General features: G+C 72.1%; 14 protein-coding genes and 1 riboswitch. Of the genes, 5 read left to right on the top strand and 9 right to left on the bottom strand.

The window, feature by feature from the left end; genetic code table 11:
* Positions 1 to 31: 31 nt before the first annotated feature.
* Both VGO10_RS05955 and VGO10_RS05950 read right to left on the bottom strand, forming a co-directional pair.
* Complete coding sequence (locus VGO10_RS05955; protein WP_327466166.1) at positions 32 to 1,177, bottom strand: type IV pilus twitching motility protein PilT; 1,146 nt, start codon at positions 1,175 to 1,177, stop codon at positions 32 to 34.
* Between the two features lie 119 nt (positions 1,178 to 1,296).
* Positions 1,297 to 2,400, bottom strand: coding sequence for a sigma-70 family RNA polymerase sigma factor (locus VGO10_RS05950; protein ID WP_327466164.1), 1,104 nt, complete (start codon positions 2,398 to 2,400; stop codon positions 1,297 to 1,299).
* A 379-nt stretch (positions 2,401 to 2,779) separates the two neighbouring features.
* Here VGO10_RS05950 and VGO10_RS05945 point away from each other — a divergent pair, with 379 nt between their 5' ends.
* Positions 2,780 to 3,298 carry a hypothetical protein gene (locus VGO10_RS05945; protein ID WP_327466162.1) on the top strand — a complete coding sequence of 173 codons (519 nt, stop codon included), beginning with the start codon at positions 2,780 to 2,782 and terminating at the stop codon, positions 3,296 to 3,298.
* A gap of 3 nt (positions 3,299 to 3,301) precedes the next feature.
* On the opposite strand, the gene VGO10_RS05940 is transcribed toward VGO10_RS05945, so the two are convergent.
* Entirely contained in the window at positions 3,302 to 4,603 is a 1,302-nt protein-coding gene (locus VGO10_RS05940; RefSeq protein WP_327466160.1) for a hypothetical protein, read from the bottom strand.
* Positions 4,604 to 4,767: 164 nt separating this feature from the next.
* A riboswitch (cyclic di-AMP (ydaO/yuaA leader) is annotated at positions 4,768 to 4,938 on the top strand.
* A gap of 6 nt (positions 4,939 to 4,944) precedes the next feature.
* Here VGO10_RS05940 and VGO10_RS05935 point away from each other — a divergent pair.
* On the top strand, positions 4,945 to 5,724 hold the full coding sequence (locus VGO10_RS05935) for a septal ring lytic transglycosylase RlpA family protein (protein ID WP_327466158.1): 780 nt from the start codon (positions 4,945 to 4,947) through the stop codon (positions 5,722 to 5,724).
* Between the two features lie 420 nt (positions 5,725 to 6,144).
* Here VGO10_RS05935 and VGO10_RS05930 read toward each other — a convergent pair whose 3' ends face one another.
* On the bottom strand, positions 6,145 to 7,425 hold the full coding sequence (locus VGO10_RS05930; RefSeq protein WP_327466156.1) for a hypothetical protein: 1,281 nt from the start codon (positions 7,423 to 7,425) through the stop codon (positions 6,145 to 6,147).
* 182 nt (positions 7,426 to 7,607) lie between these two features.
* Between VGO10_RS05930 and glp the strand changes: the two genes are divergently transcribed.
* Positions 7,608 to 8,789, top strand: coding sequence for a gephyrin-like molybdotransferase Glp (gene glp / locus VGO10_RS05925; protein ID WP_327466154.1), 1,182 nt, complete (start codon positions 7,608 to 7,610; stop codon positions 8,787 to 8,789).
* Here the strand turns inward: glp and VGO10_RS05920 are convergent.
* The gene (locus VGO10_RS05920) at positions 8,786 to 9,643 is read right to left on the bottom strand and encodes a DICT sensory domain-containing protein (protein WP_327466152.1); all 858 of its coding nucleotides are present in this window, start codon (positions 9,641 to 9,643) and stop codon (positions 8,786 to 8,788) included. The two genes, glp and VGO10_RS05920, sit on opposite strands and share 4 nt — an antisense overlap.
* Positions 9,644 to 9,715: 72 nt before the next feature.
* Between VGO10_RS05920 and VGO10_RS05915 the strand changes: the two genes are divergently transcribed.
* Both VGO10_RS05915 and VGO10_RS05910 read left to right on the top strand, forming a co-directional pair.
* A complete protein-coding gene (locus VGO10_RS05915; protein WP_327466150.1) occupies positions 9,716 to 10,696 on the top strand; it encodes an NAD(P)H-binding protein in 981 nt (326 codons plus the stop codon).
* A gap of 12 nt (positions 10,697 to 10,708) precedes the next feature.
* The gene (locus VGO10_RS05910; protein ID WP_327466148.1) at positions 10,709 to 11,422 is read left to right on the top strand and encodes a hypothetical protein; all 714 of its coding nucleotides are present in this window, start codon (positions 10,709 to 10,711) and stop codon (positions 11,420 to 11,422) included.
* Positions 11,423 to 11,429: 7 nt separating this feature from the next.
* Here VGO10_RS05910 and glpX read toward each other — a convergent pair whose 3' ends face one another.
* The 4 genes from glpX to VGO10_RS05890 form a co-directional block, all read right to left on the bottom strand.
* Complete coding sequence (glpX, locus tag VGO10_RS05905) at positions 11,430 to 12,425, bottom strand: class II fructose-bisphosphatase (RefSeq protein ID WP_327466146.1); 996 nt, start codon at positions 12,423 to 12,425, stop codon at positions 11,430 to 11,432.
* Positions 12,426 to 12,519: 94 nt separating this feature from the next.
* Entirely contained in the window at positions 12,520 to 12,927 is a 408-nt protein-coding gene (locus VGO10_RS05900; protein WP_327466144.1) for a hypothetical protein, read from the bottom strand.
* A gap of 21 nt (positions 12,928 to 12,948) precedes the next feature.
* The gene (locus VGO10_RS05895) at positions 12,949 to 14,157 is read right to left on the bottom strand and encodes a PLP-dependent aminotransferase family protein (protein WP_327466142.1); all 1,209 of its coding nucleotides are present in this window, start codon (positions 14,155 to 14,157) and stop codon (positions 12,949 to 12,951) included.
* Positions 14,154 to 14,660, bottom strand: a complete 507-nt coding sequence (locus VGO10_RS05890) for a hypothetical protein (protein WP_327466140.1) — start codon at positions 14,658 to 14,660, stop codon at positions 14,154 to 14,156. Before VGO10_RS05890 ends, VGO10_RS05895 begins: the two co-directional genes overlap by 4 nt.
* Positions 14,661 to 14,721: the final 61 nt, after the last annotated feature.

Genomic DNA, 14,721 nt, shown 5'->3' with positions numbered 1-14,721 from the left:
CGGAGATCCGGCCGCTCGGCGCGCCCGCGAATCAAGCGGTGGTGCTGGCCTCGCCGTCGAGTGACTCCTGCGCCCGGCTGAGGTCGAGGTGATCGAGCTTCAGCCGGAGGTCGTGCGAGTTCGTGGCGGTCGCGAGCGCGTCGCGTCGCGTCACGATTCCCTGCTCATAGAGGTTGCGCAGCGCCTGGTCGAAGGTCTGCATCCCGTAGAACTCGCCGTCCGCGATGATCTCGTCGAGCTCGTGGGTCGCCTCGCCGTCGGCGATCTTGTCGAACACGCGGCCGGTGTTGACCAGCACCTCCATCGCGGGGATGCGGCCCTGATGGTCCGAGCGCTCGATGAGGCGCTGCGAGATGATCCCCTTCAGGGACGTCGCCACCGACATGCGGACCTGCTGCTGCTGGAACGGCGGGAAGAAGTCGATGATGCGAGTGATCGTCTCGACCGCGCCCATGGTGTGCAGCGTCGACAGCACGAGGTGACCCGTCTCGGCCGCCGAGAGCGCGGCCCACACGGTCTCGGGGTCGCGCATCTCACCGATGAGGATGACGTCCGGGTCCTGGCGCAGCACCCGGCGCAGGGCGGCCTTGAAGTCCTTGGTGTCCATGCCGATCTCGCGCTGGTTGATCACCGAGCGCTTGTCGACGTGCAGGAACTCGATCGGGTCCTCGACCGTCACGACGTGACGGGCCTTGGTCGAGTTGATGTGGTCGATCATCGACGCAAGCGTCGTCGACTTGCCCGAGCCGGTCGTACCGGTCAGCAGGACGATGCCGCGCTCTTCCTCGGCGAGGTCGCGGATGACCGGCGGGAGGTCGAGCTCCTCGATCGTCTTGATCCCGTAGGGGATCGCACGCATGACGATGGAGACCGAGCCACGCTGGCGGAAGGCGTTGACGCGGAAGCGCGCGAGGCCGGCGACGGCGTAGGCGAAGTCGACCTCGCCGTCGCTGTCGAACTCGTTGAGCTTGACCGAGTCGTCGCCGAGCATCAGCCGGACGGCGCCATCGGTGTCCTCGGCAGCCAGGGGCTCGGCGCCGGGGATGGGCACGAGGTCGCCGTCGACGCGACAGAGCGGCTGAGACGGGACCTTGAGGTGCAGGTCGGAGCCGTTCAGCTCAATGAGCCGCGACAGGGCACGGTGAAGATCGAAGGACACATCCGGTTGATCGGTCATCCCTCGATTGGGTGAAGGCGTCTTGAGTAGCTCTGGACGGGTCTCCGAGAACGCGGAAAGGCCCGCCGGGGTGGGCGGGCCTTCCGTTTGCAGCGGCGTGTTCGGGCGCGGTTGTCGCGTTATGCGACGTCGCGGAGCTTTTGCGCCTCCGCGAGGGACTGCAGCTTCTTGAGCGACTGGTTCTCGATCTGGCGGATGCGCTCGCGCGTCACGTTGAACGTGCGGCCGACCTCGTCCAGCGTGCGAGGGTGCTCGCCGCCAAGGCCGTAGCGCAACTCCAGCACACGGCGCTCGCGGTAGGAGAGGTTCTCCAACGCCTCGCGCAGCGCCTCCTTGGTCAGGATCTCCGCGGCGCGCTCGTACGGGGACTCGGCGCGCTCGTCGGCGATGAACTGACCGAACTCCGACTCCTCCTCGTCGCCGACCGGCTTCTCCAGCGAGACCGGAGCCTGCGCGGAGCGCTTGATCGAGTCGACCTCCTCGGGATCGATGCCGGTGACCTCGGCGATCTCCTCCGCGGTGGGCTCGCGACCGAGCTCGGTGACGAGCTTGCGCTCGGCGCGGCCGATCTTGTTGAGCTTCTCGACGACGTGGACGGGGATGCGGATCGTGCGGGCCTTGTCGGCCAGGGCGCGGGCGATCGCCTGGCGGATCCACCAGGTCGCGTACGTCGAGAACTTGAAGCCCTTGCGGTAGTCGAACTTCTCGGCGGCGCGGACCAGGCCGAGCGTCCCCTCCTGGATCAGGTCCAGGAACGGCAGGCCTTGGTTGCGGTAGTTCTTGGCGATCGAGACGACCAGGCGCAGGTTGGACTCGACCATCTTCTGCTTGGCGTCGAGGTCGCCGCGCTCGATGCGCTTGGCGAGGTCGACCTCCTCCTGGGCGGTGAGCAGCCGGACCTTGCCGATGTCCTTCAGGAACAGCTGAAGGCTGTCGGTCGTCATGTCCGGACGGAGGTCCAGCGCCTTGGTCGACTTGCGCCGCGTGCGCTTGTCGGGCGCGCGCTCGACCTCGTTGGCGGCCGTCGACGCGGGGTCGATCTCCTCGACGAGCTCGATCTCGCTCTTCTCGAAGAAGCCGTGCAGGTCCTCGACGTCTGACTCGTCCAGATCCAGCTCGGAGACGGCCGTGGCGATCTCGGCGAACGTCAAGACGCCCGTGACCTGCCCGCGCGCCAGAAGGCCCTTGATCTCCTCGAGTTCCTGCAGTTCAACTACTGACATCGACGTCCGTTCAAGTTCACCGGCGTGGCGTCGCCGGCAGGGGGTTATCGGGGTACGGAGGACGGTTCAGGAATCAGCCGGGCGTCAGCAATAGCGACGCTACTGTCCGAACATAGGCACCAGGGTAGTGGCTGATTTCGGTCGCAGCAACGCTGTGTGATCGCCGTCACACATTTGCGGGACAGTGCGGACGCTTCGACAGGCTCCTGGAGCAACTACGCCTCAGGTCCTCAATCGTTTCTGGGTTTGGGTGTCGAGATGAGCATCGGCTGTGCGGGCTGCCTCCTGAACCCCCGCCAGCGACATCTCAAACGCGCAATGAGCGCGGAACTTGCCCTGCGGCGCGCCGACCTGCACGTCGGCGTGGGAGCATTCGTGCATGAGCCCCGCGGATCGCGACGTCCTGACGAGCCTGCCCCGCGCGCGGCCGACGCGACGCAGCGCCAAGCGCGCGAGCACGGCCGCGGCCGGGCCGGCCGTCAACGGCGCACAGCCGGCCAAGAAGGCCGCTGCGAAGAAGGCGCCCGCGAAGGCTGCGGCGAAGCCGAAGACGGCGGCAAAGCCCAAGGCGGCGACCAAGAAGCCGGCGAAGAGCCCGGCAGCGCGGGCGAAGGCGAAGACGAAGGCCGCCGCAAAGCCGCGGGCGGCGGCCAAACCCAAGGCCGCCCCGACGCAGCCCAAGGTGGCTACCGCCGCGCACACCGCTCCCCAGTCCGCCGCACCATCCTCCCCGCCCCCGCCGCCGGCCGGCTGGGCGACGCCCAACTCGGCCTCGGGGACGGGCAGCGGCGACCTCCTCGCCACCACCGTGCAGGCCGTCGGCGAGCTCGCCCAGATCGGCCTGACCTTCGGCGGCCAGGCGCTCAGGCAGGCGCTGCAGCGCCTGCCCAAGCCCTAAGCGCTAGGAGACCCGCCGCACGAGCTTGCCGCTGCCGTCGCGGACCGTCAGCTTCAGCCCGACCTGGCTCGTGATGGGACCCGGCCGGAAGGCGCGGTAGGCCAGCACGATCCGGCGCGTGTCGAGGTTGAGCGGGAGGATCAGCGTCAGCCGGCCGTCAGGGCGCGTCTTCAGGCCCGTCTTGCCGAGTTTGCGCAGCTTGCCGCCGACCTCGTGGTAGACGTCCAGACGCGCGCCGCCGACGGGCTTCTTGGTCTTCGTGCGCAGGATGCCGCGCACGACCACGCGGCGGCCGTAGCGGTTGGTGAACGCACGCTTGCGGTTGGGGACGAACCAGGCCTCGAGCTTGGCGTTCTTCCCGCTGGCCGGCGTCGTGCTCGCGCCACCCACACCGGTGCCGGTGCCGGGCTTGCCATCGCCGCCGGCCACATCGCCGTTGCGGTGGGGCAGCACGACCGGGCCGTAGACCGTGGTGCTGTTGCCGGCCGCGTCCTCGACGGCGACCTCGACCGCGTGCTCGGCGAGCGGCAGCTTGAGGACGTTGAAGTCGACCGCGCGCGTCGCGCTGGCGGGGCATGGCGCGGGGGTGCCGAACTCGTAGTCGTCAGTGTCTGCGGGATCGCTGTCGGCACACGCGCCGCCGATCGGGTCAGACGTCGCGACCTTGCCGTCCACGCGCACGACCGTGCGATAGACGCCACCGCCGACGTCGCCGGCCGCGTAGGAGAGCTTCAGCCGCCCGGTCTTCTCGCCGTTGTCGGTGATCGTCTTGGCCGTCACGGTCGGCGGCGCGGGATCGCGCAGGACGACCTGCGGGTTGGTGATCGTCGCCTGCGGAACGCTGCCGTTGATGGCGGTGCAGACGTTGGGGTCATCGGCGCCGCAGCCGAAGGAGAACAGGACGGCGGCGGCGTCGAGGCCGACCGCGTCCAGCGGGCCGGTGAGGTCACCGGTGCAGGTGTCGGTCGGGCCGGGGGCGCAGGCCTCGATCGTCTTGCCGTCGGCGCTCAAGGTGTAGGAGAACGACCGGACCGAGCCGACCGGCATCCCCTGGGTGACGCGCCCGAGCGTGACGCGCGCGATCCGCGTGCCGGCCGGCGCGGTGAAGCGATGGAAGGCGAACGTGCCGCCGTCCCACGGTCCGGGGCCGATGAGTTGGGCGGTGAGCCCGCCACCGGTGGCGCACGCATCGGTCGCCGCGGCGCCCTGGTCGGCGTGGGCCTCCCAGCCCGCCGCGCAGCCGCGCACGGTGTAGGTGTCGGCGCTCGTCGCGCCGGTCGCACTGAACGCGATGGCTGTCGCCAAGGCGACTGCCGTCCCTGCCTGCTTGAACATGGTCCTCCGGAAAAGGGGGTCGTATCGCACCGGAAACGCCGCATCGCCGGCGTTCTGCAGCGCCTGGGATTCGCGCTCGGAGCGGCAACTCCTGCGAACAAGGGTTCGTCGATCGCCCTGACGTTGTTATGCTCCCGCGCCGTCAGCCGAGTTCGCATGCCTCCTCAGGCGTGCGAAGCGGGGGAACCACCTGTGGCGCGCGGCGTTGTCGCGATCCACCGGGGCGAATCGGGCCTTCTGGCCTGTAGCGCCGTCATCCGGCGCGAGCCCGTCAGCTCACCCCGTAGGCCGTGGATGAGGACCTACAGACGTTGTCGAAGACGAACCTTCTGAAGCTGGGCGCCGCCCTGTGCGGCCTCGCATTCGCCGCTCCCGCCATGGCGGTCGCCGCCGATGCTCCGAGCGCGGATCCCTCCGCGACGGTCGCTCCTTCTCCCGGCGGGATGAGCTACGACGATCCCTCAGCGCCGACGGTCTTCGCCGACGGCTCGACGCTCACGGCCCCGCTCGGCCAGCTGGTCGGCGCGACGGTCTCGGTCCACGGTGTCGTGGCAGGGTCGCACCCCGGCGACGCGGTCGCCGTCCAGCGGCTCGATCCGCTCGCCGGCTGGGTGACCGCCACTACGGCGACGGTCGCGGCCGACGGCAGCTACGACGCGGTCTGGCAGGTCGACCACGCCGGCAAGACGACGGTCCGCGCGATCCTCGCCGCGCCGGCGACGACGGCCACCCGCGCAGCGACCGCGACGACCGCGGTCCAGGGTCGGACGATCACGCTCTACCGCCGCGCCAGGGTCACCTGGTACGGCCCGGGCTTCTACGGCCACCGCACCGCCTGCGGGCGGCGGATGAGCCGCGGGTTGCTGGGCGTGGCGCACAAGTCGCTGCCGTGCGGGACGTTGGTCGACCTCTATAACAACGGTCGCACGGTGACGGTGCCTGTGATCGATCGTGGGCCGTTTCGGCCTGGGACGAGTTTTGACCTGACGGCCGCGACGGCGCGGGCGATCGGGGTGACGGCGACGACGACGATCGGGGCTGTGCGGTCGGTGCCGGCGCCGGTGGTTGCGGCGTCCGCTGTATCGCGATAGACGCCCGGAGCCTCGTCGCGCTCCGTTGCCCGGTGGCGTTCCGTTCAGACGTGGTCGTGGTGCGCAGCGGGGTCTGTTGGCACCGAGGGGAGTGAGCGGGGATTGCGGCTCGGTGCGCGGGCTCGTCGTCCGCGGGCGTCTCGTGGTCAACTATTCACCACGAAACGACCCGGACCGCTCGCGCCCAAGGTGCGGGGCGTTTTCGACGTCAATAGGACGTCCAAGCCGACCCGGATCCCCGGCGGGCGACGATTCAGCCGCGAACCCTCCGGCCCCGGCGCCAGCGGACGACGAGCCCGCGCACCGAGCCGCAATCCCCGCTCACTCCCTCGATGCCGACAAACCACGTCGCGAACCGCGACTAACGCCGCGCACTGAGCGCCACAGCCGTCCGCGCCCGCGACAGTCCGCGCAGCAGGACTACGCCAGCGCCACGCCCGCCGCCCGCGCCGCGAACATCCCCTCATCCGCCCGCCCCGCCAGCGCCTCCAGCGCCTCCCCATCCATCGGGCACACGGCAACGCCAATCGAGACCGACAGCGGCGCGCTGCCCAACTCCGCCCGCGCGATCGCCGCAGCAACCCGCTCGCCCAAATCACGAGCAGCGCCCGGGTCGCGATCCGGGCTCGTCAGCCACCAGCGGCCGAGCCGCTCGCGCACGACGAGGTCGGCGGGCGCGAGCTCGGCCGTCAGTCCCCGCTCGGCGGTCTCCAGTGCGAAGGCGACCTCACGGCCAGTCTGCGACGCAAGCAGGCGGTCGAGGTCATCGACCTCGACGACGAAGACGGCAAACGGCCGCCCGTCCATCACGCGGCGCTCGAGCCGGCGGGAGATCGCGGCGAGCCACGGCGGGCCGGCGTCGGCGACGTCCTCCCAGCTGGTGTCCACGCGGCGCAGGCGAGTGACGGTTGGAGCATCGGCGGCCGGCGCGTACATCGCGTCGTGTGATGGCGTGCCGGCGACGCCGGTCGGCGGCGCGGCCGCCAGCTCCTCGGCCAGCGACGTCAGCGGATCGAGGTCGGCGGGCGGTGCCGGGAGGTCGACGACCTGCACGCCGGCAGGCGGCGGGGCAAGCGGCTTGTCGGGCTGAGCCGCCTCGGGCTCTGGCTCCTGGGCGGCGGCAACTCCACGCTCTGCGTCCTCTCGCTCCTGCGTCGCCGCAGCGGCGGCGCGATCCGCCGCCTCGCGCAGCGGCTCGACGGTCCGCCTGCCGTCGCGCGACGGCGGCGCCGGCGCGAACGCGCGGATGCCTTCGTAGCGCGGTGACGTCGGCTCGGCGCGCGGCGGCGCGGCAGCCGGGGCCGAGGACAGCGCTTCTGCCAGCGGACCGTCGCGGCCGGGCGCGTCGGCCAGCGGCGTGGACAGCGACGCCTCGGTGACCCGCGCGCAGACGTAGGCGAGGCGGTCGGCGAGATCGGCGACCAGCTCGGGCACCGGATCGCGCAGCTCGGCGCGCAGCGCGCGCCACGTGGCCGCCCGCAGCGCCTCGATGCCCGCGGCCAGGCCGGCGGCGGTGCGTGCACCGGTTAGCCGCGCGGCCGCGGCGCCCAACGGGGCGCGGCCGTCAGCACCGGACACCAAACGCTCGAGCTCCGCATCGGAGCCCAGCGCGACCAAGATCCCGGAGCACAGCGCGGGCCCGCCACGGGCGAGCTCGGCCGCGGGCACGGCACCGGCCTGCGCGAGCGGGGCGTCGGCCACGAGGGCCAGCAGCCACGCTTTCGCGACAGCCGTCGCATCGACGCCAGGGGCGTCTGCGACCGGTCGCGGACGGCGACCGTGGTGTCCAGCTCCATCCATGGAGCGGGCATCTTTGCACCCGTACCCGACGTTTCGGTTGCGTCCAGGAGAAGACTGAACGGTCGGCGGGGCACAATGGCCCCGTGCCCCCTCTCCCGTCGATCGACGAGGCCCGCGCGATCCTGCTCGCCGCCGTCCGTCCGCTGCCGCCAACCAACGTCAACGTGCCCGACGCCCTCGGGCTCGTGCTGGCCGAGGACGTCACGGCCGCCCACGACGTGCCGGCCTTCGCCAACAGCGCGATGGACGGCTTCGCGGTCCGCGCCGGAGTGGCCAACCAGCGGCTGCGGATCGCCGGCGAGTCGCGCGCGGGCGCGCCTTACGCCGGCACGATCGTCGACGGCGAGGCGATCAGGATCTCGACCGGCGCGGCACTGCCCGCTGGCGCCGACGGTGTCCTGCCGATCGAGCTGGTCGAGGTCGACGGCGACGCGGTCGTGCTGACCGAAGCCGTCGCGCCCGGACGCAACGTGCGCGACCCCGGCGACGACCTCCGCGCCGGGGCGACCGTCCTGCGGGCCGGCACGCGGATCGGCCCTGCGGAGCTCGGCGTGGCGATCGGCGCCGGCCGCATGGCGGTGCTGGCCGCGCCACGGCCCCGGCTGGCGGTCGTGACCACGGGCGACGAGCTGGTCGAGCCGGGCGCGCAGCTGCAGCCCGGCCAGATCCACGACTCCAACGGCCCGACGCTCGCCGCGCTGGCCGCACGCGCCGGGGCCGAGGTCATCGGCCGCGGCCACGCGATCGACGACCCGGAGGCGACCCGCGCCGTGCTCGGCGAGGCGCTCGAGGCCGCCGACGTCCTCGTCCTCTCGGGCGGCGTCTCGGTCGGTCCGCACGACCACGTCAAACCCGCGCTCGCCGACCTCGGCGTGCGCGAGCTGCTCTGGCGCGTCGCCCTGCGGCCGGGCAAGCCGACGTGGCTGGGCGAACGCCACGGCAAGCTCGTCTTCGGCCTGCCGGGCAACCCGGTCTCGGCCTACGTCACCTTCCTGCTGTTCGCGCGGCCGGCGCTCAACGCCCTGCAGGGCGCCGACGCGACCGTCCCGCGCACCCACGCGCCGTTGGCCGTCGACATCGAGCGCCATCCGGATCGCGACGAGTGCGTGCGTGTGCGCCGGCGCCCCGATGGCTCGGTTGAGCCAACGGGCCCGCAGGGATCGCACGTGCTGTCGTCGTTGCTGGACGCCGATGCGCTTGCGATCGTGCCGCGCGGCGACGGCGCGCTCCCGGCCGGGACCGAGGTCGTCCTCGAACCGGTCTAGGCGCCGTCGGCGGCCTCGAGGTAGGCCACCATCCGGTTCGTCAGCGCCGTCAACGCCGGCGCCGGCTCCTCCAACGCCAGCGGGCGATCAGCAAGCAATTCCTGCAGCCGCTCGCCGAACGGCGCGTCGACGCGGCCCACCAGTCGCGCGGCGACCTGCGCGGCGCGGCGGGTGGCCTCCGGGTCGATCGTCCAGATCGCCTCGAAGCGGCGGTCGTGGTCGTCGGGGCCGCCGGGCTCGGTGACGCCGGGCTGCTCCCAGGCCAACAGGCAGGCCGCGTAGCCGGGCGCGTCGATGATCACGGCCCACTCGTTGCCCAGCGCGTCGTCGCTGCTGATCGGGATCTCGGCCGGCGCGCCCTCGGGGTGGCGCACGCCATCGGGGAAGTCCGCGAAGACCGCGGCCGCGTCGGCGTGGAGCGCCAGCCGCCGGTAGCGGCGCTCGACGCGCCGGTAGAAGCGCTCCTGTTGGAACGCCGCGAAGACGATCGGCGCCGCGGCCAGCGCGAGCGCCTCGTGTTCGATCGCCTTCGACAGCGCGATGAGCGTCGCCTTCTTGAGGATCAGCGGCCGCGCGGCGACGTCCTGTGCCGCAACCGCCGCGTAGATCGACGGATGGTCCGACGCGCCGCCGGTGTCCTGCGCGCGCGAGATCGCGGCCGGGACCGAGAGCCCGCGATGGCGCAGCGCGAGCACCTTGCGCAACGCATCGACATCGTCCTCGGTGTAGCGGCGATAGCCCGAGGAGGTGCGTTCAGGAGCCGGGAAGCCGTAGCGCTGCTCCCACATGCGGATCGTCCCGGCGGCGATGCCGGTGCGCTCCGCGACGTCCTTGATGGCCAGCTCGGTGCTCATGTCCTCGCGCGGTCCTTGATCAGCATCCGCAATGCAGGTTCAACGCGCCGTTGAGTGTTCCCTGCACCACGGATGGGTACGAAAGCCGAAGGCGACGAGTTCATCGACTCGATGACCGGCGCCCGTACCCGTCGCGTGCCCGCTCCCCCATCGGCCGTCCACCGCAAGACCATCGTCCTGACGGGCGCCACCGGCTACGTCGGCGGCCAGCTCCTGCCGCGGCTCCTCGACGCCGGCCACGAGGTGCGCTGCGTCGTCCGCAGCCCCGATCGCGCCAACCTGCCCGACGGTGCGCAAGTCATCCAGGGCGACGTCCTGAGCGGCCACGGCCTCGACGAGGCCGCAGCGGGCGCCGACGTGGCCTACTACCTCGTGCACTCGATGGGCGGCTCCGACGATGGGGAGGACTTCGCCGCCCGCGACCGGCGCGCCGCGCGCACCTTCGGTGAAGCGATGGCCCGCGCCGGCGTGGCGCGCACGATCTACCTCGGTGGCCTGGAGGGCGCCGGCGATGAGGGCTCCGAGCATCTGCGCAGCCGTCTCGAGGTCGCCGAGGTGCTGGGCGAGACGGTGCCCGACCTCGTCCACGTGCGTGCCGCCATGATCGTCGGCGCCGACAGCGCGTCGTTTCAGATGCTGCGCGGATTGGTGGAACACCTACCGGTAATGATTACGCCCAAGTGGCTGGAGACCCGCAGCCAGCCGGTGGCGATCGAGGACGTGGTCGACACGCTCGCCGCGCTGGCGGTCCGTGACGACGCGCCCGCCGAGGTCCAGCTCGGCGGCGCCGACGTCCTCACCTACCGCGAGATGCTGCGCCGCTTCGCAACCGTCGAGGGCCGCCGCCAGCCGCTGCTGCTGCCCGTCCCGCTCTTCACGCCGCGGCTGTCGTCCTACTGGGTCGCGCTGGTCACCCCGGTGCAGCTGAGCCTCGTCAAGCCGCTGGTCGAGGGCCTGAGCACCGAGACCATCGTCCGTGAGCCCCCGCCGCCCGGCCTCAACGACGCGCCGCTGGGCTTCGACGAGGCCGTGCGCGCCGCCCTCGACGGGTAACTTGAGCCGACGATGATCGCCCCTTTGGTCGTCCTCGTGGTGCTCGCGGCCGCGGCGTTCGCGCTCGTGCGCCAACTGCTCGACGGCCCGCATCGCATCCAGGGCGTCACGGTGCGCACGCCGACCGACGACACCAAGATCGACGCCGACGGCGCGGTCCGCTCGATCCAGGGCGCCGAGATCGTCCTCTCCGACGAGCTCTTCGGCGAGCTGTGGACGACCGAGACGCTGGAGCGCCTCGCCCGCACCTACTGGTCCTTTCTCAGCCACGCGACGCTCGGCATCATCCGCGTGTACTACACCGACGAGGAGCGCTACGTCTGCTTGCTCTTCAAGCCCTTCAAGCTGCTGACCTTCCAGGCGCCCGAGTACGAGACCGACGCCGACCGCGGCATCGTGCGCTGGCGGATCGACAAGGGCGTGCTCGTCGCCGCCACGGGCCGCGGCCGCGACGGCTACCTGGAGATCGACGTGCGGCGGCTGGAATGCGATGTCGCGGGCCAGGAGCGCATCCACGTCGAGGTCGAGGTCGCCAACTTCTATCCGGCGATCGCCTCGCGCCTAGGCCGCTTCTTGTACTCCAACACGCAGTCGCGGATCCACGTGATCGTGACGCACGGCTTCCTGCGCCGGCTGGCGCGCCGCGACCTCGAGAACTCGGTGACGGGCAAGTACCGCGTGCCCGCCGCGCGCGACACGCCCGCGCCGTCGCGCGAACGGTCCTAGGCGAGGCTCAGCCGTAACGGCCGGAGACCAGCGCGCGCAGCTTGGTGCGATCGTGCCGCGCGTGGATCCTCCGGACCGTGCCCGAGCGCGACCGCATGACCAGCGACTCGGTCGTCGCGCTGCGCGCGCCCTGATAGCGGACGCCCTGGAGCATGTCGCCGTCGGTGACGCCGGTCGCGGCGAAGAAGCAGTCGTCGCCCTTGACGAGGTCGTCCTGGGTCAGCTGCTGGTCGAGGTCGTAGCCCTCGGCGATAGCGGCGTCGCGTTCCTGGTCATCGCGCGGCCAGAGCTTGCCGACCAGGCCGCCGCCCAGCGACTTGATCGCCGCGGCGGAGATGACGCCCTCGGGCGTGCCGCCGATGCCCCACAGCAGGTCGACCGGTGAGCGCTCAGAGACCGCGAGCATCGCGGCGCTGACGTCGCCGTGCTGGATCAGGCGCACGCGGGCGCCGAGTTCACGGACCGCGTTGAGCGTCTCGGTGTGGCGGTCGCGCTCCAGCGACACAATCATGATGTCGCCGATCTCGACGCCGCGGCGCTCGGCGACCAACTCGATGGTCTTGGTCAGCGGGCGGTCGAGGTCGAGCAGGTCGGCGATGTCGTCGGCGCCGGCGAGCTTCTCCATGTAGACGATCGGGCCCGGGTTGAACATCGTCCCGCGCTCCGACAGGGCGATCACGGCCAGCGCGCTCGGCATGCCCTTGGCGGCCAGCGTCGTGCCCTCCAGCGGGTCGACGGCGATGTCGACCTGCGGCGGCGAGCCATCGCCGATCTGCTCGCCGTTGTAGAGCATCGGCGCCTCGTCCTTCTCGCCCTCGCCGATGACCACGATGCCGTCCATGCTCACGGTGCCGAGCACCAGGCGCATCGCGTCGACGGCGGCCTGGTCGGCGGCGATCTTGTCGCCGAGGCCGACCATGCGCGCGGCGGCCAGCGCGGCGGCCTCGGTCGTGCGCACGAGCTCGAGCGCGAGGTTGCGGTCCGGTCCGGTCGTCTGGGCCATGGCCGGGAGCCTATGCACCTCGCCCGCGCGGTGTCCTCTGAGCGTCGAGGGACGACAGATGTGCCGTATCCGGACATCAGTCGTCCCTCGACGGTTAGGTGACGCTTGCGACGATCGCCACCAGCGCCCCGATCGCCCACGGGCCCTGGGCGGTGAGGCGGAGATGGAGCCCGTCGCGCTGCCAGCAAAGCTCGTGGACCGGCCGCAGCGACGGCTGGGCCTCGGCCAGCGGCGCTTGACGATGCAGGACGCCATCGGCGACCGCGGCGGGCGCCGTCGCGTCGGTCAGCTCATGGGCGGGCGGCGGACCCGCACCGGCGTAAAGCGCCACACGGCCGGGCTGGTCGGCGCGTGAGTCATCGAGGTTCCATGAGATCTCGACCGCCTGGGCACCAACGGCGCAGACCTCGACCCAGCGCGGCAAGGGCAGGACGATCTGCGGCAGCGGCATCGGGCGCCCCAGGTGCGCGTCGGCTTCGGCGATGCCCGCCAGTTGCTCCATCGCCCGTGAAGGGTGACGGGCCTACCGGCGGCTGACCACGGCGGCGCGCAGGCGGCCCAGGCCCTCGGCGATCTCGGACACGGTGTGGGTGGTGAACGAGAGGCGCAGCGTCGCACGGTCCGGCGGCCCGGGAAAGAACGGCCAGCCGGGCACGAACGCGACCTCGCGAGCCAAGGCATCCTGCAGCAGCGCGTCGGCGTCCCAGCCGTCGGGCAGCGTCACCCAGACGAACATGCCGCCGTCGGGCCGCGTCCACCGCGAGCCGTCCGGCAGCGTCTCCGGCAGGCCCTCGACCAGCGCGTCGCGGCGCGGGCCGTAAGCGGCGCACAGCCCGGCGACGTGGGCGTCGAGGTCGCAGTGCTGGAGCCAGTGCGCGGCGGCGGCCTGGTCGATCGTGGACGTGTGCAGGTCGGCAGCCTGCTTGGCGACGACCAGCGCGCGGTGCAGCGCGACGGGCGTGCGCAGCCAACCGATGCGCAGCCCCGGGACCAACACCTTCGACAACGTCGACAGCGCAATTGTCCGGTCCTGTGCACCCTCCAGCGACGCGACGGGCGCGATCGGCTCGCCGCGGTAGCGCAGCTCGCCGTACGGATCGTCCTCGACGATCCACAGCCCCAGGCGCGCCGCGGCCTGCGCCAGCGCGGCGCGGCGCTCCAACGGCAGCGTGCGGCCGGTCGGGTTATGGAACGTCGGGACCGTGTACAACAACTTGGGTCGCTCACGGCGGACGAGCGCGGACAGCGCCTCGGGGTCCAGCCCGTCGTCGTCGCAGGGCACCGGGACGACGCGCGCGCCCGCCATCTGGAAGCACTGCAGCGCCGCGAGGTAGGACGGCTCCTCGACCAGCACCGCGTCGCCCGGCTCGAGCAGGACGGCGGCGATCAGCGTCAGCGCCTGCTGCGAGCCGCTGGTCACGAGGATCTCGTCGGCCTCGGTGGCCAGGCCCCGCGCGGTCATGCGCCGCGCGATCGCCGCGCGCAGCGCCGGATCGCCCTCGGTCGTCGAGTACTGCAGCGTGCGGCCGTAGCTTTCGTCGGCCAGCGCGGCCGCGAACGCCGCGCGGAGCCCGACTGCGTCGAAGAGCTCGGGCGCGGGCAGGCCGCCGGCGAACGAGATGACGCCCGGCCGCTGGGTCAGCGCGAGGATCTCGCGGACCGGGGAGCTGGCGACGTCGCGTAACCGAGCCGCGACGGGCGGCGGGGCGGTGGAGATCTGCGGGTGGTTCATCGCATGGGCCTCGCCACAAGCATCCCATCCACGGTCAGGTGCTCGTCCAGCGCCAGGAGCTCGCGCAGCTCGGCGTCGGCACGCGCGGCGAGCGGGACCGGTGCCGCGTCCATCCCCTCGCTGCGCAGCCCAGCGGCGAGATCGGCCAGCGCGGTCGTGCGCAGGCAGCCGCCGCGGCGGCCGAGCAGGACGAGATGCACCGGCGCCTCGTGCAGCTCACGGGCAAACGCGTCGGCCACGCGCAGCTCATGGGCCTGCCGTGCGGGCGCGTCGGCGGCGATGATCCGCGCCCCGCCGCTCTCGGCGAGGTAGGCCCGCCAGTGGGGCAGGTGCGCGTCGCGAATCGCGGTGCGCGTCGCGCGATCGGTGACGGTCAGCAGGCGCCAGGACGCCAGGCGCGCCCGTTCGAGCGCCGCGCGCAGGGCGGCAGGCTGGACGGGATCGGGACGGAACGGCCGGAACGTGGTCGGCGCGGTCCGCAGCTCGTCGGCGAGCGATTCCATGATGCGAGGTACCTCCGGGATGCGAGTGCGGGTAGGGACGGCCAAGCGCCGGACCCGCTGT

The sequence above is a fragment of the Baekduia sp. genome (genome assembly GCF_035996765.1).
GTDB lineage: Bacteria > Actinomycetota > Thermoleophilia > Solirubrobacterales > Solirubrobacteraceae > Baekduia.
Note: the sequence above shows the minus strand (reverse complement) of the source record. Positions and strands in the feature narration are given on the sequence as shown.